General features: G+C 69.2%; 21 protein-coding genes. 18 read left to right on the forward strand and 3 right to left on the reverse strand.

From position 1 onward, the window contains the following. Positions 1-66: 66 nt before the first annotated feature. The 14 genes from BLR21_RS26460 to BLR21_RS26525 all read left to right on the forward strand — a co-directional run bounded on the left by BLR21_RS26460 (position 67) and on the right by BLR21_RS26525 (position 13998). Complete coding sequence (locus BLR21_RS26460; protein WP_090009953.1) at positions 67-363, forward strand: DUF503 domain-containing protein; 297 nt, start codon at positions 67-69, stop codon at positions 361-363. A 92-nt stretch (positions 364-455) separates the two neighbouring features. Continuing rightward, positions 456-905 (forward strand): 30S ribosome-binding factor RbfA, encoded by a 450-nt coding sequence (gene rbfA / locus BLR21_RS26465; RefSeq protein WP_030479553.1) that lies wholly within the window; start codon positions 456-458, stop codon positions 903-905. Between the two features lie 136 nt (positions 906-1041). Then, complete coding sequence (locus tag BLR21_RS26470; protein ID WP_090009510.1) at positions 1042-2028, forward strand: DHH family phosphoesterase; 987 nt, start codon at positions 1042-1044, stop codon at positions 2026-2028. Then, positions 2025-3158, forward strand: coding sequence for an ROK family transcriptional regulator (locus BLR21_RS26475; RefSeq protein ID WP_030479551.1), 1134 nt, complete (start codon positions 2025-2027; stop codon positions 3156-3158). Before BLR21_RS26470 ends, BLR21_RS26475 begins: the two co-directional genes overlap by 4 nt. A 47-nt stretch (positions 3159-3205) precedes the next feature. Further along, complete coding sequence (locus BLR21_RS26480) at positions 3206-4510, forward strand: MATE family efflux transporter (protein WP_090009513.1); 1305 nt, start codon at positions 3206-3208, stop codon at positions 4508-4510. 99 nt (positions 4511-4609) lie between these two features. Further along, the gene (locus BLR21_RS26485) at positions 4610-5935 is read left to right on the forward strand and encodes an MFS transporter (protein WP_090009515.1); all 1326 of its coding nucleotides are present in this window, start codon (positions 4610-4612) and stop codon (positions 5933-5935) included. An 11-nt stretch (positions 5936-5946) separates the two neighbouring features. Continuing rightward, positions 5947-6834: a tRNA pseudouridine(55) synthase TruB gene (truB, locus tag BLR21_RS26490; protein ID WP_090009518.1), complete on the forward strand. Its 888-nt coding sequence runs from the start codon at positions 5947-5949 to the stop codon at positions 6832-6834. 65 nt (positions 6835-6899) lie between these two features. Beyond that, positions 6900-7832: a bifunctional riboflavin kinase/FAD synthetase gene (locus tag BLR21_RS26495; protein ID WP_090009520.1), complete on the forward strand. Its 933-nt coding sequence runs from the start codon at positions 6900-6902 to the stop codon at positions 7830-7832. An 84-nt stretch (positions 7833-7916) separates the two neighbouring features. Beyond that, the gene (locus BLR21_RS26500) at positions 7917-8396 is read left to right on the forward strand and encodes a helix-turn-helix domain-containing protein (protein WP_090009523.1); all 480 of its coding nucleotides are present in this window, start codon (positions 7917-7919) and stop codon (positions 8394-8396) included. Positions 8397-8681: 285 nt separating this feature from the next. Then, positions 8682-8951, forward strand: coding sequence for a 30S ribosomal protein S15 (gene rpsO / locus BLR21_RS26505; protein WP_030479545.1), 270 nt, complete (start codon positions 8682-8684; stop codon positions 8949-8951). Between the two features lie 232 nt (positions 8952-9183). After that, the gene (locus BLR21_RS26510; RefSeq protein WP_090009526.1) at positions 9184-11430 is read left to right on the forward strand and encodes a polyribonucleotide nucleotidyltransferase; all 2247 of its coding nucleotides are present in this window, start codon (positions 9184-9186) and stop codon (positions 11428-11430) included. Positions 11431-11537: 107 nt separating this feature from the next. Next, positions 11538-12830: a M16 family metallopeptidase gene (locus BLR21_RS26515; protein ID WP_090009955.1), complete on the forward strand. Its 1293-nt coding sequence runs from the start codon at positions 11538-11540 to the stop codon at positions 12828-12830. After that, entirely contained in the window at positions 12827-13564 is a 738-nt protein-coding gene (gene dapB, locus BLR21_RS26520; protein WP_090009529.1) for a 4-hydroxy-tetrahydrodipicolinate reductase, read from the forward strand. Before BLR21_RS26515 ends, dapB begins: the two co-directional genes overlap by 4 nt. Further along, positions 13561-13998, forward strand: coding sequence for a tetratricopeptide repeat protein (locus BLR21_RS26525; protein ID WP_090009532.1), 438 nt, complete (start codon positions 13561-13563; stop codon positions 13996-13998). The genes dapB and BLR21_RS26525 overlap by 4 nt, the downstream gene beginning before the upstream one ends. Positions 13999-14031: 33 nt before the next feature. Here the strand turns inward: BLR21_RS26525 and BLR21_RS26530 are convergent, their stop codons facing one another. Further along, entirely contained in the window at positions 14032-15237 is a 1206-nt protein-coding gene (locus BLR21_RS26530; protein ID WP_090009958.1) for a winged helix-turn-helix domain-containing protein, read from the reverse strand. 70 nt (positions 15238-15307) lie between these two features. Between BLR21_RS26530 and BLR21_RS26535 the strand changes: the two genes are divergently transcribed. After that, positions 15308-15850, forward strand: a complete 543-nt coding sequence (locus BLR21_RS26535) for a GNAT family N-acetyltransferase (RefSeq protein ID WP_090009535.1) — start codon at positions 15308-15310, stop codon at positions 15848-15850. Between the two features lie 21 nt (positions 15851-15871). Then, a complete protein-coding gene (locus BLR21_RS26540; RefSeq protein WP_090009538.1) occupies positions 15872-16378 on the forward strand; it encodes a YqaA family protein in 507 nt (168 codons plus the stop codon). A 171-nt stretch (positions 16379-16549) separates the two neighbouring features. Here the strand turns inward: BLR21_RS26540 and BLR21_RS26545 are convergent, their stop codons facing one another. Further along, positions 16550-17416 carry an SRPBCC family protein gene (locus BLR21_RS26545; RefSeq protein WP_090009541.1) on the reverse strand — a complete coding sequence of 289 codons (867 nt, stop codon included), beginning with the start codon at positions 17414-17416 and terminating at the stop codon, positions 16550-16552. After that, positions 17413-17955 (reverse strand): winged helix-turn-helix domain-containing protein, encoded by a 543-nt coding sequence (locus BLR21_RS26550; RefSeq protein ID WP_090009544.1) that lies wholly within the window; start codon positions 17953-17955, stop codon positions 17413-17415. Before BLR21_RS26550 ends, BLR21_RS26545 begins: the two co-directional genes overlap by 4 nt. 130 nt (positions 17956-18085) lie before the next feature. On the opposite strand from BLR21_RS26550, the gene BLR21_RS26555 reads away from it, so the two are divergent. Both BLR21_RS26555 and BLR21_RS26560 read left to right on the forward strand, forming a co-directional pair. Continuing rightward, the gene (locus BLR21_RS26555; RefSeq protein WP_090009547.1) at positions 18086-19069 is read left to right on the forward strand and encodes an aldo/keto reductase; all 984 of its coding nucleotides are present in this window, start codon (positions 18086-18088) and stop codon (positions 19067-19069) included. A 6-nt stretch (positions 19070-19075) separates the two neighbouring features. Further along, complete coding sequence (locus BLR21_RS26560) at positions 19076-19684, forward strand: TetR/AcrR family transcriptional regulator (protein WP_090009550.1); 609 nt, start codon at positions 19076-19078, stop codon at positions 19682-19684. The last annotated feature ends 4 nt before the right edge of the window (positions 19685-19688 follow it).

Below are 19688 nucleotides of genomic sequence, written 5' to 3' on the forward strand. Positions count from 1 at the left end.
TAGGTGAAGGGTGCGGAGCCGTTTAACCGATGGCTCCGCACCCTTTTCTTCTGGAGGATCTTGCCCATGTACGTGGGTGCTCTGGAATTGGACGTGCTCTTGGGCGACGTCCACTCGTTGAAGGAGAAGCGCTCGGTGATCCGGCCCTTGGTGGCCGAACTGCGCAAGCGCTTCGAGGTTGCTGTCTCCGAGGCCGGTCATCTGGACCTGCATCGGCGCAGCCTGATCGGTGTGGCGGCGGTCGCCGCCGACTTGGAGCACGTCAGGGATGTTCTGTCCGGCTGTGAAAGGCTGGTCGCGGGACGTCCCGAACTGGACTTGCTTTCAGCCCGGACAAGGCTGGTAGGGCCCGAGGACGAGTGACCGCGGTTCGAACTGGAACTGCACTGTGCTTATTGCCTTTCGGGCCCGGACGCGATTCGTCGGGCCGGAGGACGACTAGGAAGGGGAGGCTCGTGGCCGACACGGCACGTGCCCGCAAGCTCGCCAAGCGGATCTCGCAGATCGTCGCTTCGGCTTTGGAGCATGAGGTCAAGGATCCGCGGCTGGCTCGGGTCACGATCACCGACACCAAGGTGACCGGGGATCTGCACGACGCGACTGTGTACTACACCGTTCTCGGTGAGCGCCTGGACGTGGAGCCCGACTACGTCGGAGCTGCACTGGCCCTGGAGAAGGCCAAGGGTGTGCTGAGGTCCATGGTCGGAGCTCAGACGGGGGTTCGTTTCACGCCCACGCTGACGTTCATGACCGACACCGTGCCGGACGAGGCGCGGAAGATGGAAGAGCTGCTCGCCAAGGCTCAGGCTGCCGATGCCGAAGTGGCTCGCCGGTCCGCGGGGGCGTCTCCGGCAGGGGAGGCCGACCCGTACCGGGCGCCTCGTGAGGACGACGACGAGGACTGAGTTCGGACTTTTGTGACCAGGGCGGACACGGTGATCGTGTCCGCCCTATGGTTTTCGCCGCCGGAACCGGATGGAAACTGTCTTGTCCGAGGGTGCCGCACAGCACATCGAGCCGGTCAGCAGCTAACGTCTCCCTGTGGCAGACGACCTGAGCACGACCATTGCCGAGGCCGCGCGGTTACTGGCCGGCGCCCGTGATGTGACCTTGCTGAGTCACATCAACCCCGACGCTGACACGCTCGGGAGTGCTCTGGCGGTGGGACTCGCGCTGCACCGGCGCGGTGTGGCGGTGCGGGTGGCGTTCGGCGACCCGGAGGCCGTGCCCGAGAGCCTGAAGGCGCTGGACACCGCCGGGCTGCTCGTTCATCGCGACGAGGTACCCGAAGCGCCGGAACTGCTGGTCGTCATGGACACGGGCAGCCTGGAACGGCTCGGGCCGCTGAAGAACCGCGTCGCGAACTGCCGTGGGCCCGTCATCGTCGTCGACCACCACGTGTCGAACACGCGGTACGGCACGGTGCACTGCATCGATGATCGTGCGGAGGCCACGGCGCTCATCGCCCTCAAGCTGCTCGACGAGATGGACGTCGAGGTCGACGAGCCGATCGCGCGCTGTATCTACGCGGGGCTCGTGACCGACACCGGCGGCTTTCGGAAGGCCGGGCCGCAGGCGCACCACACGGCCGCGCGGCTGCTGGAGACCGGAGTGGACGCGTATGCCGTTACGCGGCCGTTGATGGACGCACATCCGTTCGCGTACCTCGGCATGTTGTCGCGCGTGCTGGCCAAGGCGGAGCTTGACCAGAACGCCGCGCACGGCATGGGACTCGCGCACGCGATCGTGAGCATCGAGGACGCTCACGGGGTGCGTAGCGAAGAGGTGGAGAGCGTGATCGACGTGGTGCGCTCCGCCGCCGAGGCCGAGGTCGCGGCCGTGTTGAAGGAGCTCAAGCCCGGGTTCTGGTCCGTGTCGCTGCGGGCCGTGAGCCGGGTCGACGTTCGTGAGGTGGCGCAGGTCCTCGGGGGCGGCGGGCACCGGCTGGCGGCCGGGTTCACCTTCGAGGGGGCCGCGGAGCAGGTCGTTGCCGCGCTCAAGGGCGCGTTGGAACGGGTGGAGTCATGACACGGACAGGGAGCCCGCGGCTGCTGCGGGAGATCAACGACCGGGCCGCGATCGAGACCCTGCTGCGCAGCGGGGCGATGACCCGGGCCGAGCTGGAAGAGGTGATCGGGCTGTCCAAGCCCGCCACCGCCCAGTTGCTGGCGCGGCTCGAAGAGGACGGCATGGTCGTCCGCACAGGGTTGCGGGGCGGTGGGCGCGGGCCTCGCGCGCAGATGTGGGCCGTCAACGGCGGCGTCGGCTACGTGGCGGCGGTGGCGTTGTCCGCCGAGCTGATCGACGTGGCCATCGCGGACATCACCGGGTCGTTGCTGGCCGAGCACAGCGCGCCGATGCCGAAGGAGAACACCCTCCGGATCTTCCGCGAGACGGTGCAGAAGGCGGCGGCGCTGGCCGGGCTGACGCTCGACGCGTTGTCGCACGTCGTCGTCGGCACGCCGGGCGCGGTCGATCCGGCCACCGGCCAGCTCGGGTTCGCGCCGCACCTGCCCGGCCTGGTGGCCGTCGACCTGCCGTCGACGCTGCGCGAGCTGCTCGGCACGTCGGTGTCGATCGAGAACGACATCAACCTCGCCGCGCTGGAGGAGATGAGCTCCGGCCGGGCGGCAGGGGTGCGCAACTTCGTGCTGGTCTGGCCCGCGGACGAGATCGGTTCGGCGGTCGTGGTCAACGGCGTGCTGCTGCGTGGCGTCACGGGCGGTGCGGGTGAGATCGACTCGATGCAGGTGCCCGGCGGGCGCTACGGCGACCAGGTCGACAGCGAGGCGATCGTCGCGCTGGCGGCCGAGCACGGCATCCACGAGTCGTCCGGGCTCGAAGCCGTCGCGCACGCCCTGAACGCCGGCACCGAGGGCAGGGCTTTCCTCACGGCGCTGGCGCGTCGGATAGCGCTCGGGCTGGCGAACGTCGTGTGCGTGCTCGATCCCGAACTGGTGCTGCTGTCCGGTGGGGTGGCGCACGCGGGCGGCGAGACGTTGTGCGAGCTGGTGGCGGCGGAGCTGCTGAAGCTCGTCGTGCCGCGCACGCCGGTGCACCTCGCGCAGATCACCGCGAACCCGGTGCGGGCGGGCGCCTTGCACTCGGCCCTGGCGGTGGCGCGCGAGCAGGTGTTCGGGCTGCCCCAACGTTCGTGAGTGGCCGCCGTCACCGCACGCCAGCGCGTGTAGCCGCATAAGTTCGTCTGGTGGAGGATCGGGTTCCCGCTCGGCGGGTGATCGGGCTGGCGGTACCCGCTCTGGGGGTGCTGGCGGCCGAGCCGTTGTACGTGCTTGTCGACACGGCGGTCGTGGGGCATCTTGGGGCGTTACCGCTCGCTGGGCTGGCTATCGGCGGTGTGCTGCTCACGCAGGTGGCGACGCAGCTGACGTTCCTCTCGTACGGCACGACGGCGCGCACGGCTCGGTTGCACGGGGCTGGGCGGCGTCAGGAGGCCGTCGAGGAGGGCGTGCAGGCGACCTGGCTGGCGCTGGCCGCCGGTGTGCTCGTGGTGGTCCTGGGGCAGCTGTTCGCGAGGCCGCTGGCGGAGCTGCTTGCCGGGCCCGGAGCCGTGGCGGACGCGGCGGTGGAGTGGGTGCGCATCGCGTTGTTCGGCGCGCCGTTCATCCTCGTCACGATGGCCGGCAACGGATGGATGCGCGGTGTCCAGGAGACCAAGCGGCCACTCAAGTACATCCTGATCGGCAACGGCATCAGCGCGGTGCTGTGTCCCACGCTCGTCTACGGCGCCGGCTGGGGACTGGAAGGCTCCGCGGTAGCGAACGTCGTGGCGCAGGTGCTCTCGGCCGGGTTGTTCTTCAAGGCGTTGTTCGCGGAGCACGTGTCGTTGAAGCCGCATTGGGCGGCTATGCGCGCGCAGCTCGGCATGGGGCGCGATCTGGTGTTGCGGAGCTTGGCGTTCCAGGCGTGCTTCATCAGCGCGGCCTCCGTTGCGGCACGGACGTCCGTCGGCGCGTTGGGTGCGCATCAGGTCGTGTTGCAGCTGTGGACGTTCCTTGCGCTCGTGCTCGACTCGCTGGCGATCGCGGCGCAGTCGCTCGTCGGCGCGGCTCTGGGGGCGTCGAGGCGACGGCAGGCGGAGAAGCTTGCCTGGCAGATCACGCGGTACGGACTGGTGTTCGGCATCGGGCTCGGGGTTCTGTTCGCGGCACTGTTCACCGTGCTGCCGCGGGCGTTCACGACGGACGCCGGTGTGCTGGCCGAGATTCCGAACGCCTGGTGGTTCTTCGTTGCGCTGCAACCGATCGCGGGTGTGGTGTTCGCGTTGGACGGTGTGCTGCTGGGCGCCGGCGACGTGAAGTTCATGCGGACGGCGACGCTCGGCTCGGCGGTGATCGGGTTCCTGCCGCTGGTGTGGGCCTCGTACACGTTCGAGTGGGGGCTGGCCGGCATCTGGACGGGGCTGTCGGCGTTCATGGTGCTGCGGCTCGTGGCGGTGGTGTGGCGCACACGCTCGGGGGACTGGGCGGTCGAGGGCGCAGTCCGTTAGGTGCCTGTGGCCGAACTCACGGCATGAAATCGTTACCAAGAAGGTTGTTTAGGCGATGTAACTAATGTCTGCCTACCTCCAGCTTGGGAGAGTGCCGCCTTGCCGCCGGTCGATCGCGCCACCCGGAAGTCGTGGCTGATCTGGACCACCGCCGTCGTCGTCTACTTCGCCGCCCTCTTCCACCGCACCACGCTCGGCGTGGCCGGGTTGGAGGCGAGCGAACGCTTCGGGCTCGGACCCGCTCAGCTCGGTGTGTTCACCGTGCTGCAGATCGGTGTCTACGCCCTCATGCAGATCCCCACCGGCCTGCTCGTCGACCGCTACGGGCCGCGCCGGGTGCTCACCGTCGCCGCCCTGCTCATGGGCACCGGCCAGGTGCTCTTCGCCATCGCCGACTCGTACGGCCTCGGACTCGCCGCACGGGCCGTGCTGGGCATGGGCGACGCGATGACGTTCATCAGCGTGATCCGCCTCGTCGCGACGCACTTCCCGCCGCGCCAGTACTCGCTCGTCGTCGCGGTCACGGCCGCCATCGGCGGTGTCGGCAACCTCGTCGCCACGGTGCCGTTGACGCTCATGCTCGGCTCGATCGGGTGGACGTGGGCGTTCCTCATCGCGGGCGGCGTCACCGCGCTCTACTCGGTCGTGGCGCTCCTGCGGGTGCGCGACGTGCCGGCGGGGTTCGTCGCGCCGAAGCCGGAAGCCGTGCCGTTGCGGAAGATCTGGCCGAAGGTGCGGCAGGCGTGGAGCGTGCCCGGCACCCGGCTCGGGTTCTGGGCGCACTTCAGCACCATGTCGACGCCCGCCGTCATCGGTCTGCTGTGGGGGTACCCGTACCTCGTGCAGGCGCAGGGGATGTCGCCGCGTGCCGCGTCCTCCACGCTCGGGCTGCTCGTCATCGGCGCGATCGTGGCGAGCCCGATCATCGGCGGGTTGTTCTCGCGCAACCCCGAGTGGCGCATGCCGATCTCGGTCGGGTTCCTGGCGTTCGCGTTCACCGGGTGGGGCGTGCTGCTGCTGTGGCCGGGCGGGCACGTGCCGACGCCGGTCATCGCCGTGGTGTTCCTCGTGCTCACCGTGGGCGGGCCGATCTCGGGCGTGGCGTTCGCTCTCGCCCGTGACTACAACCCCTCGCACCGGCAGTCCACCGCCAGTGGCCTGGTCAACGTCGGCGGCTTCCTCGCGGTGACCGTGACCGCGCTGGGTGTCGGCGTGCTGCTGGACCTCGTCGAGGGCCTGCTCAGCCCGCAGACGGCGTTCCGCGTGGCGTTCAGCTTCTGCGTGCTGGTGCTCGTGCTGGGCAGCTGGCGGATGCTCGTCTGGTGGCGCCGGGCGCGTGCCGCGGTGTTCGAGGCGGAGGAGCGCGGGGAGACGGTGCCGGTGCAGATCCGGCGTCGCCGTTGGGACGCGTTGAACGTCGCTTAAGCTCTGTCGCCGTGAAACCCTCTGTTGCACCGGGCCTGGTCGTCGTCGACAAGCCGGACGGCATGACCTCGCACGACGTGGTGGCGCGTGTGCGCAGGATCCTCGGCACCCGCAAGGTCGGGCACGCCGGCACGCTCGACCCGATGGCGACCGGCGTGCTCGTGCTCGGCATCGAACGCGCGACGAAACTCCTCGGCCACCTCGCCCTCGACAGCAAGGCCTACCTCGCGACGATCGTGCTCGGCGCGTCCACCACCACGGACGACGCCGAGGGCGAGATGCTGTCCACTGAGGACGCCTCCGGTGTCGAGGACGACGCGATCGCCGCCGAGATCGCGAAGCTGACCGGCCCGATCCAGCAGGTGCCGTCGTCCGTCTCCGCGGTGAAGATCGACGGCAAGCGGGCCTATGCCCGCGTGCGCGCCGGTGAGGAAGTCGAGATCCCCGCACGGCCCGTGACCGTGCACCGGTTCGACGTGCTGTTCTCGCGCCGTGAGGACAAGACGGTGCTGCTCGACGTGATGGTCGAGTGCTCGTCCGGCACGTACGTGCGCGCGCTGGCCCGCGACCTGGGCGCCGCACTGGGCGTCGGCGGGCACCTGGGCGCGTTGCGGCGGACCAGGGTCGGGCCGTTCGACCTCCGCGTGGCCAAGACCTTGGCGCAGCTGGAGGAGACGCCGGGTCTGTCGCTGGACCTGGACTCCGCGGTCGCCACGGCGTTCCCGCGCCGCGAGATCGACCCGAACGAGGCTTCGGCGCTGTCTCACGGGCAGCGGTTGCGCGCGGGCGGGATCGACGGCACCTACGGCGTGTTCGGGCCGGACGGGCACGTCATCGCGCTCGTCAAGGACGAGGGTGCCGCCTGCAAACCGGTAGTGGTGCTGAGCCCGGCCGAGTGACAGCGTCCGGACCTCTTGTGAGGTGCGGGGACACCGGGCAGGGCCGGCGTCGTAGGCTGATCACCGTGCAACGCTGGCGCGGACTAGACCACCTTCCCGGCGGCTGGGGCCGCTGCGTCGTCACCATCGGCGTGTTCGACGGTGTCCACAAAGGCCATCAGGCCCTCATCGGCCGGGCCGTCGAGCTCGCGCGCGAGCGTGGCCTGCCGAGCGTGCTGATGACCTTCGACCCCCATCCGTCCGAGGTGGTGCGGCCGGGCAGCCACCCCGCGCAGCTCACCACGCTGCGGCGCAGGGCCGAGCTGGTCGAGGAACTGGGCATCGACCACTTCGTGGTGGTGCCGTTCAGCCTCGAGACCAGCAGGATGCCCGCGGACGAGTTCGTCCACGAGGTGCTCGTCGAGAAGCTGCACGCCGCGGCTGTCGTGGTGGGGGAGAACTTCACCTTCGGGCACAAGGCGGCCGGTAACGTCGCGATGCTGCGCCGGCTCGGGCAGCGGTTCGGATTCGTGACCGAGGGGGCTGATCTGGTGTCCGCAGACGACGTGACGTACTCGTCCACCTACATCCGGGCGTGCATCGACGCGGGTGACGTGAAGGCGGCGGCCGAGGCGCTGGGCCGGCCGCACCGGCTCGAGGGGATCGTCGTCAAGGGCGACGGGCGCGGCAAGGACCTCGGGTTCCCGACCGCCAACCTGTCCACGCCCAGGTTCGCGGCGGTGCCCGCGGACGGCATCTACGCGTGCTGGTTCACCGACGCCAAGGGCAAGACGCTCAAGGCCGCCGTGTCGGTGGGGACCAACCCGACGTTCTCCGGCCGGGAGCGCCGCGTCGAGGCGTTCGTGCTCGACGTGGACGAGGACTACTACGGCCAGCGCGTCGCCGTGGACTTCGTCGAAAGGCTGCGCGAGATGGAGAAGTACGACTCCGTCGAAGCCCTGCTGGAACAAATGCATCGGGATGTAGACCGAACGAGGGAACTACTCGCCGAGTCGTGACCGTCAGATTGGGCGAAGCGGGCGTCTGTGCGTCCGCGGCCTGGCAGGATGCGGGTCGGAGTGATGGCTACAGGAGAGGCCAAGGTGGAGGACCACAAGATCGTTCAGCGCAACCTCGCCCTGCAACGGGAGTGGTACGGGGAGCCGCTGGGTGACCGCGTGCGACGGTTGGTCGTGGCCTTCAACGTGTCCCAGGCGCAGCTCGCGGACGTGCTCGGGATCAGCGCGCCGATGCTGAGCCAGGTGATGAGCGGCCGGCGCGCCAAGATCGGCAATCCCTCCGTGCTCGCTCGGATGATCATGCTGGAGCGCAAGATCCTCACGCCGGACGTGGCGACGGGGGCGCCGGAGGCGTTGCAGCGCGCGCTCGACGACGTGCGCGAGTCCAGGCCGACGGTGTCGCGCGACTCGTTGCCGGTCAACGGGGACGAGAGCGTCGCGTATCCCGTGCTGCGCCGCGTCGCCGACCGGGTCGAGCTGCAGCAGGCCGCCGACCTCCTGCACGAGGACTTCCCGGCGCTCGCGGAGCTGTTCCGCCGCGCCATCCGGGCCGCCAGCAGGTGAGATTCCGCAAGCGGGAATTCATCTCCGCTTAAATCGGTTGGTACTGACAGCAGGCGCGCACCACAATGGGCACGTACCTCACGGTGGCTCGTGAGCAGCGCCGATGGCCTTCATCCGCCCGTGGACCGGGTGGGGTTGCGCACGTCAGCGCGCCGCTGAGCCGTGTGCCTGATAGCCTTCGCAGTTGGGTCTGGCTGCGGTCCGTGGCGGCCAGTACCGGCTACCCCGGCCAGCAATTCGGCGGCATGGGGCCGCACGGACCTGAACAAGTAGGAGAAGTACCTAGTGGCACTGTCCACGGAACAGAAGAAGTCCATCCTCGGTGAGTACGGTGTGCACGACAGCGACACCGGTTCGACCGAGGCGCAGGTGGCCCTGCTGAGCAAGCGCATCGCTGACCTCACGGAGCACCTGAAGCAGCACAAGCACGACCACCACTCCCGCCGTGGTCTTCTGCTGATGGTCGGCCGTCGCCGTCGTCTGCTGAACTACCTGACCAAGGTGGACATCAACCGCTACCGCGCGCTGATCCAGCGCCTCGGTCTGCGCAGGTGATACTTGCCGAGGGGGAGTGACCGGCCGGTCACTCCCCCTCGGCGCACAGCCGGGTGTATACAGAACCCCGGCTGCAAAGAGGAAAAGAATCAGGGCCCGCATCGCGCGAAACAGTTATCGCCGGTCCTCGGTAGTGGCCCCCTGGTGGAAGAGTCCCAGGGGTCTTCGATCGAAGACCGGCCTCGTCAGAGAAGCGTGTTGCGGTGTCCAAAAGACGAGGAGTAACAAGTAAATGACGGACATCGAGGTCCATGAGGCGACTGCCGTTATCGACAACGGCAAGTTCGGCTCGCGCTCCATCCGCTTCGAGACCGGGCGCCTCGCGCGTCAGGCCGCCGGCAGCGTGGTGGCGTACCTGGACGACGAAACCATGCTTCTGAGCGCCACGACGGCGTCGAAGCACCCCAAGGAGCACTTCGACTTCTTCCCCCTCACGGTGGACGTCGAGGAGCGCATGTACGCCGCGGGCCGCATCCCCGGCTCGTTCTTCCGGCGTGAGGGCCGTCCCAGCACGGACGCCATCCTCACCTGCCGCCTGATCGACCGTCCGCTGCGCCCGTCCTTCGTGGACGGCCTGCGCAACGAGATCCAGGTCGTCATCACGGTGATGAGCCTGAACCCGAAGGACCTGTACGACGTCGTGGCGATCAACGCCGCGTCCGCGTCGACGCAGCTCGCGGGTCTGCCGTTCTCCGGCCCGATCGGTGGCGTCCGCGTGGCGCTCATCGAGGGCCAGTGGGTGGCGTTCCCGACTTACGAGCAGCTCGAGAAGGCCGTGTTCGACATGGTCGTCGCGGGCCGCGTGGTCGACTCCGGTGACGTCGCGATCATGATGGTCGAGGCCGAGGCCACCGACAACGTGATCGACATGATCGCCGAGGGTGCCACCGCCCCGACCGAAGAGGTCGTGGCCGCGGGCCTCGAGGCCGCGAAGCCGTTCATCAAGGTCCTCTGCGAGGCCCAGGCGCAGCTCGCCCAGGTCGCCGCGAAGGCCACCGGCGACTACCCGACGTACCCGGCCTACCAGGCCGACGCGTTCGAGGCCGTCGAGGCTTCCGCTTCCGGTGAGCTCGCGCAGGCGCTGACCATCGCGGGCAAGGCCGAGCGCGAGTCGAAGCTCGACGAGATCAAGGCCGCCACGCTGGAGAAGCTGGCCGAGCAGTTCGAGGGTCGCGAGAAGGAGGTCGGCGCCGCGTTCCGCTCGCTGACCAAGAAGCTCGTGCGCCAGCGCATCCTGCGCGACAAGGTCCGCATCGACGGCCGTGGCCTCACGGACATCCGTGACCTCGGTGCCGAGGTGGCCGTGATCCCGAGGACGCACGGTTCGGCGCTGTTCGAGCGCGGCGAGACCCAGATCCTGGGTGTCACCACGCTGAACATGCTGCGCATGGAGCAGCAGATCGACTCGCTCGCTCCCGAGACGCACAAGCGTTACCTGCACCACTACAACTTCCCGCCCTACTCGACCGGTGAGACCGGCCGCGTGGGTTCGCCGAAGCGCCGCGAGATCGGCCACGGCGCGCTGGCCGAGCGGGCGATCATGCCCGTGCTGCCCAAGCGCGAGGAGTTCCCCTACGCGATCCGCCAGGTGTCCGAGGCGCTGAGCTCCAACGGCTCGACGTCCATGGGCTCCGTCTGCGCCTCGACGCTGTCGCTGCTCAACGCGGGTGTCCCGCTGAAGGCGCCGGTCTCCGGCATCGCGATGGGTCTCGTCTCCGACGAGGTCGACGGTGAGACCCGCTACGTGGCGCTGACCGACATCCTCGGTGCCGAGGACGCGTTCGGCGACATGGACTTCAAGGTCGCGGGCACCAAGGAGTTCGTGACGGCGCTGCAGCTCGACACGAAGCTCGACGGCATCCCGTCCGAGGTGCTGGCGGCGGCGCTGGGCCAGGCCCGCGACGCGCGCTACACCATCCTGGAGGTCATGGCCGAGGCCATCTCCGACCCGGACGAGATGAGCGCCTTCGCTCCGCGCGTGACGTCGGTCAAGATCCCGACCGACAAGATCGGCGAGGTCATCGGCCCGAAGGGCAAGATGATCAACTCGATCACCGAGCAGACCGGTGCCGACATCTCCATCGAGGACGACGGCACGATCTACGTCGGTGCGGCGGACGGCCCCTCGGCCGAGGCCGCGATCGGCATGATCAACGCGATCGCGAACCCGCAGCTGCCGAAGGTCGGCGAGCGCTTCCTGGGCACCGTGGTGAAGACGGCCGCGTTCGGCGCGTTCGTCTCGCTGCTGCCCGGCAAGGACGGCCTCGTCCACATCTCGAAGCTGGGCAACGGCAAGCGCATCGCGAAGGTCGAGGACGTCGTCAAGGTCGGCGACAAGCTCCGCGTCGAGATCGCCGACATCGACCAGCGCGGCAAGATCAGCCTCGTTGTCGTGAACGAGGACGACGCCGCGAAGCCGGCTGACGCCCCGGAGGCCGTCGAGGCCACCGAGGCCACTGAGGCGGCTCCCGCGCAGTGAGCACGACAGACAACAACGTGACGGCCGCGGGTGCATCCACCCGCGGCCGTCCGCGTACCGGAACTCCTGGGCACCTCCAGCGGCCGGGCAGCACGCGGGTGCTCGAGATGTCCGCGGGGTCCGAGGTGCGGCGCAGCATGCTGCCCTCGGGCCTGCGGGTCATCACCGAGCGCATCCCCGGCGTGCGGTCCGCCTCGGTCGGGCTGTGGGTGCAGGTCGGGTCCCGTGACGAACGGCCCGAGGTCGCGGGTGCCGCGCACTACCTGGAACACCTGCTGTTCAAGGGAACTTCGCGGCGCACGGCGGCGGCCATCGCGGAGGAGATCGACGCGGTCGGCGGCGAGCTGAACGCGTTCACCGCGAAGGAGCACACCTGCTACTACGCGCACGTCCTCGACGAGGACCTGCCGTTGGCGGTGGACCTGGTGGCGGACGTGGTGTTCGAGGCTCTCTGCGGTCCGCGTGACTTCGAGACCGAACGCGGTGTCGTGCTCGAAGAGATCGCGATGCGCGACGACGACCCCGAGGACCTGCTGCACGACGCGTTCATCGAGGCGTTGTTCGGCGGGCATGCGCTGGGGCGTCCCGTTCTCGGCACCGAGAAGTCCATTCAGGACATGGACCGGGACGCGCTCTACTCGTTCTACCGGAAGCGCTACACGTTGCCGCGCATGGTGTTCTCCGTCGCGGGCAACATCGAGCACACGCACGTGATGCGCCTGGTGCGCAAGGCCGTCGGCGACCGGCTGTCGGGGGAGGGCAGCGCGGTGGCGCCACGAGCGGGTCGCGCGCGCATCGCCGACGCCCGCAAGCTGGTGCTGCACACCGACGACACCGAGCAGGCGCACATGATGCTCGGCATGCGCGGTCTCGACCGCCACGACGAGCGCCGGTTCGCGTTGAACGTCCTGAACGCGGCCATCGGCGGCGGCATGAGCTCCCGGCTGTTCCAGGAGGTGCGTGAGCGGCGAGGCCTGGCGTACCAGGTGTACTCGTCGGTCGGGCTCTACGCGGACACCGGCACGTTCGCCGTCTACGCGGGCTGCCAGCCGGACCGGCTGGGAGAGACCGCCGGCGTCATCCGCGAGGTGCTCGTGGACGTCGCCCGCGGCGGCCTGTCGGACGCGGAAGTGGGGCGTGGCAAGGGACAGCTGCGCGGCGCACTCGTCCTGGGCCTGGAGGACACCAGTTCCCGGATGTCCCGCATCGGCAAGTCCGAACTGAACTACGGCGACCACCTGAGCGTCGAGGCGACGCTTGCGCGCATCGACGCCGTCACGTCCGACGAAGTGGCGTTGCTCGCACGTGAGCTGCTGCGCAGGCCCGTCGCCGCGGCGGTGGTGGGCCCTTACGATCACGCCGACGATCTGCCGGACCAGGTACACGAGGTGATTGCATGATTCGCGTCGGAGTTCTCGGCGCGCGGGGCCGCATGGGTTCCGAGGTGGTCCGCGCGGTCGAGGCCGCGAAGGACATGGAGGTCGTGGCGGCCATCGACGCCGACGATCCGTTGTCCGCGCTCGTCGACGCCGGTGTCCAGGTCGTCGTCGACTTCACGCACCCCGACGTGGTGATGGGGAACCTTGAGTTCTGCATCAACAACGGGATCCATTGCGTGGTCGGCACTTCCGGTTTCGACCAGGCCAAGCTGGACGCGGTCGCGGCGCTGCTCACGGACCGTCCGGACGTCGGTGTGCTGGTGGCGCCGAACTTCGGCATCGGTGCCGTCCTGCTGATGCGTTTCTCGGAGATCGCCGCCCGCTACTACGAGTCGGCCGAGATCATCGAGCTGCACCACCCGCGCAAGGCCGACGCCCCCTCGGGTACGGCCGCGCACACCGCGCGCCTGATCGCCGCCGCGCGGGAGGGCATGGACGCGATGCCCGACGCGACCACGCAGGAAGAGCCCGGTGCCCGTGGTGCCGTCGTCGACGGTGTGCGGGTCCACTCGCTGCGGATCTCCGGGATGATCGCGCACCAGGAGGTCGTGTTCGGTGGTGAGAGCGAGACCCTGACCATCCGTCAGGACTCGTTGCACCGCACGTCTTTCATGCCCGGCGTGGTGCTGGGTGTGCGGGAGATCGTCGGTCGCCCCGGTCTCGCCGTCGGCCTCGACAAGTACCTCGACCTGTGAAGGTCCGCGTCACCGTCGGCGTGCTGATCGCGGCTCTCGCGGTCTACTTCGTCCTGCTCACCGGCCGGGCTGTGGCTTTGCTGCAGACCGGTGAGGTGGCCGGGATCCTGCTCGGCGTCGGCGTGCTGATCCTGCCGTTGCTCGGGGTCTGGCTCGTGTACTCCAACCTGCGGTTTGGCTGGGAGACCGAGAAGATGGCCCGCGAGCTCGACGCGGACGGCCTGCTGCCCGACGTCTCGCACCTGCCGCGCCGGCCGTCCGGCCGGGTGGACCGCGACGCCGCGGACTCGTGGTTCGAGGAGCGGCGGGCCGAGGTCGAGGCGTCGCCAGAGGACTGGCGGGCCTGGTTCCGGCTCGCTTACGCGTACGACGTCGCGGGCGACCGCGGGCGGGCGCGCGAGACGATGCGCAAGGCCATCGAGCTGCACGCGTGAACGAAACCCCAGGCCGCCCGCCTGGGGTTTTCGCTATCCGGTGAGCACGGCCGCGATCAGCTCCGCCGCCAGGTCGCCCTTCTGCACCACCAGCACGTCCTCCAGCCCGAGCCAGTCGGCCATGTGCCGCAGCTCCGCCGCGAGCTCCACCGCCACGCGAGGCCGGTCGGCACCCTCCTCGGCCCACGCCGACTGCACCCGCAGCACCCCGGCGGCACGATCGGCCTTGATGTCCACGCGCGCCACGAGCGCACCGTCCAGCAGGAACGGGAACACGTAGTACCCGTGCACCCGGCGAGGCTCCGGAACGTAGATCTCGATGCGGTACCGGAAGCCGAAGATGCGCTCGGTCCGCGCCCGCTCCCAGATCAACGGGTCGAACGGGCACAACAGGGCGCGTCCGACCACCCGGCGCGGAGCCTTCGCCTCGACGTGCCGGTAGCCGGTGGCCTTCCAGCCCTCGACCGCCACCGGCTCCAGGACACCGTCCTCCACCAGCGACGCCACCGCGGCCTGCGAGCGGCGTGGGTCGAGCCGGTAGTAGTCGCGCAGATCGGGTTCGGTCGCCACACCGAGAGCCACCGCGGAACGCAGCACCAGCTCGCGCGCGCCCGAATCGGCGGTCCACCGCTGGGCCAGGACGTCGGGCGGGATGACGCGCTCGGTCAGGTCGTAGAGGCGCTCGAACGAACGGCGGGTGCCGGTCGTCAGGACGCCCACGCCGAAGAGGACCTCGCAGATGCGCTTGACCTCGGACCAGTCCCACCACGGGCCCTTCGCGCGACCCCGGTCGCCCATGAGGGCCTTCTCCAGGGCTCCGGCACCGATCGGGCCCAGTTCCTTCACGGCGGCGAGAACTTCGTCGACCAGCTGCGGTGAGCGTTCCAGGATCGTCTGGTAGTTCTGCCACCAGCCGCGCTTCTTGGCGCCGGAGTGGAACAGCGGCCAGTCCGCCACCGGCACCAGGGAGGCCTCGTGCGCCCACGTCTCCACGAGGAGGCGGGGCTTGCGTACGGAGTGGGTCCAGGCCGCCTCGTCCAGCAGGGAGGGCTCGTAGGAGCCCAGGCGGGAGAACAGCGGCATGTAGTGCGCGCGCACGGCCACGTTCACCGAGTCGATCTGCAGCAGCTGCACGCGGGACAGGACGCGCTGCAGGTGCCTGCGGGTGGCCGCGGCCGGCCTCAGGTCGGTGAAACCCTGGGCGCCCAGGGCGATTCGACGGGCCACGTCCGCACTCATCCTCTGCACGCCGCCGATGGTGCCACGCACCCCTGACAATTCCGCGACACGGCGTCGATAAGCTGCGTTTATGGCCGACGCCGGCGTGCACACCGCCACCGCTGCTGATCTTTCGGAGATCGTCCGCATCCATCGGGAGACGTGGCGGCTCGCCTACGCCGAGCTGCTGCCGCCCGAAGTCCTCGACGCGCTCGACACCGACGAGGCCTGGGCGCTGGCCGTCCAGAGCGGCGCGGTGCTCAAGGCGACGGAGGGGGAGTGGGTCGTCGGCTTCGTCGTGGCGAGCAAGGCCCCGGACGAGGAAGTGGCCAAGGCCGACGGGTCGTTGCCGGAGGACGCCGCGACCACCGCCCTGCTCAGCGTCCTCGTGGAACCGCGCTGGGGCCGTCGCGGGCACGGCACGCGGCTCGTCGCGGAGGCGGTGAGGCGGCTCCGCGAGACGGGCGCCACGCGGGGGATCGCGTGGGTGCCCGAGGCCGACAAGGCGTCGCGGAACTTCTACGAGCGACTGGGCTGGACGGGTGACGGCACGGTACGCACGTTGGACGCTGGCGGGCGTCCGTTGCGCGAGGTCCGGGTGTCCGGTCCGCTCGAGGTCCGACTCGCCGACTGAGATCTGTGTAACCTCGGCCGGGTGCTCGCCCTCGTTGGCCTCACCTTTGGGGTCGCGTTCGGCTCAGCCCTCGTTCCCCTGATCAGCATCGAGATGTTCGTCCTGGGACTTTGTGCGCGCTGGCCGGACGTCTCATTCTGGATCGTCGGCCTCGCCGTGGCCGTCGGCCAGGTGCTGGGCAAGCTGCTGTACTTCTACGCGGCGCGCGGCGACATCCACCTGCCCAAGTTGCTGCGCCGCAAGCCGAGCGACAAGCCTTCGCGCCTCGGGCGCTGGATCGGTCCCGGCACGCGCCTGCACCGCTGGGGCGACTGGATCCACGTGAAGTGCAAGGCGCACCCGAACTGGATGGCCGGCACGCACGGGTTGAGCGCGCTGGTCGGGGTGCCGCCGTTCATGGCGACGAGCGTGCTCGCCGGGCTCGCGGGCATGTCCACGACGATGTTCGTCGCCACGGGCATGGTGGGCCGGTTCGTGAGGTTCAGCTTCCTCGCTGCCTCACCGGCCGTGGTCATGGCCTGGTTCTAGTTAGGTGAACAAGATCGACGCCGTCACGGAGAAGGCGATCAGGACGGCGGCGACGGCGATGCGCGCTGACTCAAGCACGACCCCGAAGTTATCGAGCCGTCGCCGACGAAAGCCAGGCGCAAACGGGTGAGAGCCGAATGATCTGGCTCTCACCCGCCGTTTCACACCCGATTATTCGAGTACGAGAACTCCATCAGGCAAACCCGGGATGTCGTACGAGTGCCACATCGGACGCCAGTTCGGCAGCTCCAGCATCCGGCGCAGGTCCGCGAACCCGGACAGCCAGCCCATCCACGGCCCGAACGGCGGGCTCGCCGGGTCGAAGCCGCTCTGCACGAACGTGAGCCGCGTCTTGCCCTCCGAGCCCTTCAGCTCCCAGGACGTCACCATCCCGCCCGGGAACTCCAGCGCGAGGTTCTCCTCGTCCAGCGCGGTGATCTTCGCGGGGTTCGGCTCGTCCTCCAGGCTGCCCATCGACCACCGGCCGCCGACGTGCGGTTCGATGTCCATCCGGGCGCCGAACCACCGCGCGAACACGTCGGGATCGGTCAGCGCGTCGATGATGGCCGCCGGCGTCGCCGCGATGTCGAACTCGAACCGCTGCTCGGGCGACGTGAAGTCGCAGAACCCCAGCACGGGCCGGCCCTCGACGTGCTCGACCAGGTTGCCCAGCACCAGCGGCCAGAACGTCTGGAGGACCTCGTCCCGGTCCTCGCCCACGCCCCAGTTCGGATAGGGGGACTGCGTCGCCGCGATGAGCGTCTCGCCGTCACGCTGCTCCACGGCGAGTTCGACCGTGTACTCGGTGCCGTACAGCGACCACGAGTAGCGCACCGACGTGTCGTCGAAGCCCAGCAGCTTCTGCCGGTGGCGTTCGCCGTCGGGCGTGTAGCGCCCCCAGTACTCGTACTTCCCGCCCTCCAGGTCGACATCCGCGTGCTCGGCCAGCCACACCCGCAGCTCGTCGGCGGTGGTGAGCGCCCGGTAGACGCGGGCGGGACTGGCGGACGTGCGAACGCGGACGGTTCCGGTGCTCATCGATCGTCTCCTTTGGGGTAGCAGGCGAGCGCGATGCGGAACGCATCTCCTTCCGCGCCGCCATAACGGGTGAAGAGCTCTTGCAACGTCGTCTGCAGTTCGGCCAGGAACTGCTGCCGTTCCTCCGGTGGCACCCGGATCTCGCCGGACACGCCGACGGACGGCAGTTCGCTCGACCGGTCCAGCGCCGCCACGTCGACCTGGATCTGCTCGGCGAGGTCGACGAGGTGGCCCAGTGCCAGCTCGTCGCGCGACCCGATCCGGCCGACCAGCCGCGGTGACAGCCAGTACGACCGCGCCACGGCCTGGTAGAGGCCTTCCTGGACGCCGCGCACCTTGCGTTCGGACACCTGGGTCGCCAGGCCGGCCTTGACCAGCTGTTTGACGTGGTAGTGCACGCGTTGCGGCGTCTGATCGAGCACCTCGGCGACCTCGGTGCACGAGCGCGGCGCGGCGAGCTGCCGCAGCACCTCCACGCGCTGTGGCTTGAGCAGGGTCTCGGCCTGCTCCATCCGGTCCAGATAGATCACGTCTCTCATCGCAAAAAACACTTTGAACGTTCAAAACTATTTTGTCAATCGTCTGGACAACTATGGACTGACAGATATTGAAATCTGTCAGCTGATCGGGCAGGCTGGAACTCACCGAAGAGACGAAGGGGTTCGAAAAATGCAGAAGCGTCAGCTCGGAGCCACCGGCCCGGTCGTGTCCGCCATCGGTCTTGGCTGCATGGGCATGTCCAACGCCTACGGCCCGGCCGACCGGGACGAGAGCATCGCGACCATCCACGCCGCCCTCGACGCGGGCGTCACGCTGCTCGACACCGGTGACTTCTACGGCCAGGGCCACAACGAGATGCTCATCGCCGAGGCCATCCGGGGCCGTCGCGACGAGGTGCAGCTCAGCGTGAAGTTCGGCGGCATGAGGGACGCCGACGGCGCGTTCATCGGGTTCGACACCCGCCCGGCCGCCGTGGCCAACTTCCTCGCGTACTCACTGCAACGCCTCAACACCGACCACGTCGACATCTACCGGCCGGCCCGGCTCGACCCGAACGTGCCGATCGAGGACACCATCGGCGCCATCGCCGAGCAGATCGACAAGGGCCGCGTCCGGCACATCGGCCTGAGCGAGGTCGGCGCCGACACCATCCGCCGCGCCCACGCCGTGCACCCCATCGCCGACCTGCAGATCGAGTACGGCCTGCTGGAGCGCGGTGTCGAGCGGGAGATCCTGCAGGTCACCCGCGAGCTCGGGATCAGCATCACCGCGTACGGCGTGCTGTCGCGCGGCCTGATCTCCTCCACCCCGCTCACCCTCGACGCCGGTGACTGGCGTGGCCACGCGCCCCGGTTCCAGGGCGACAACCTGACCCGCAACGCCGCACTCGTCGAGAAGCTCGGTGAGATCGCCGCGGGCAAGGGCGTCACGGTCGCGCAACTCGCGATCGCATGGGTCGCGGCACGCGGTGAGGACGTGGTGCCTCTTGTGGGCACGACGAAGCGTGCGAGGCTGGACGAGGCGATCGGTGCCGTCGGCGTGACGTTCACCGAGCGGGAACTGCAGGAGATCGAGGCTGTCGTTCCCGTCGGGGCCGCCGCGGGCACGCGGTACGCGGCCGCGCAGATGGCGATGCTGGACAGCGAGAGGTGAGATGACGTGGCGGAGGCGTTGACCGGCGAGGCGATCCTCGTGGCGACCGAAGAGGTGCTGCGCAGGTACGGCCCGGCCAAGGCGACCGTCGTCGACGTCGCCAAGGCTCTCGGGGTCAGCCACGGCAGCGTCTACCGCCACTTCCCGACGAAGGCCGCGTTGCGCGAGGCCGTGACGCGGCGCTGGCTCGACGCGATCCACGTGGAGATGGAGTCGGTCCTCGACGCCGAAGCGAGCGCGGCGGACAACCTGAGGGCCTGGCTGCAGCACCTGTTCGACCGGAAGCGGCTCTCGCACGTCGACGAACCCGAGCTGTTCGCGACGTTCAAGGTGCTGGTCAGCGAGAGCCGCGCCATCCCCGAGTACCACATCGGCCACCTCGTGGGGCAGATCGCGCGCATCATCTCGGCGGGAGTGGAAACCCACGAGTTCGTGACGGACGACATCCAGCGGACGGCGCAGGCGGTCTGGGACGCGACGCAGGTGTTCCATCACCCGGCGCACGCCCAGGAGTGGGGCAATCCTCACATTCAGGACGCGTTCGACGCCGTCGTCTCGCTGGTCGTCGCCGGACTGCGGTACAACCGAATCCCTAGTGCCACAGGCGATGCTTGAGGGT

This window comes from Lentzea albidocapillata subsp. violacea (assembly GCF_900100275.1).
Lineage (GTDB): Bacteria > Actinomycetota > Actinomycetes > Mycobacteriales > Pseudonocardiaceae > Lentzea > Lentzea violacea.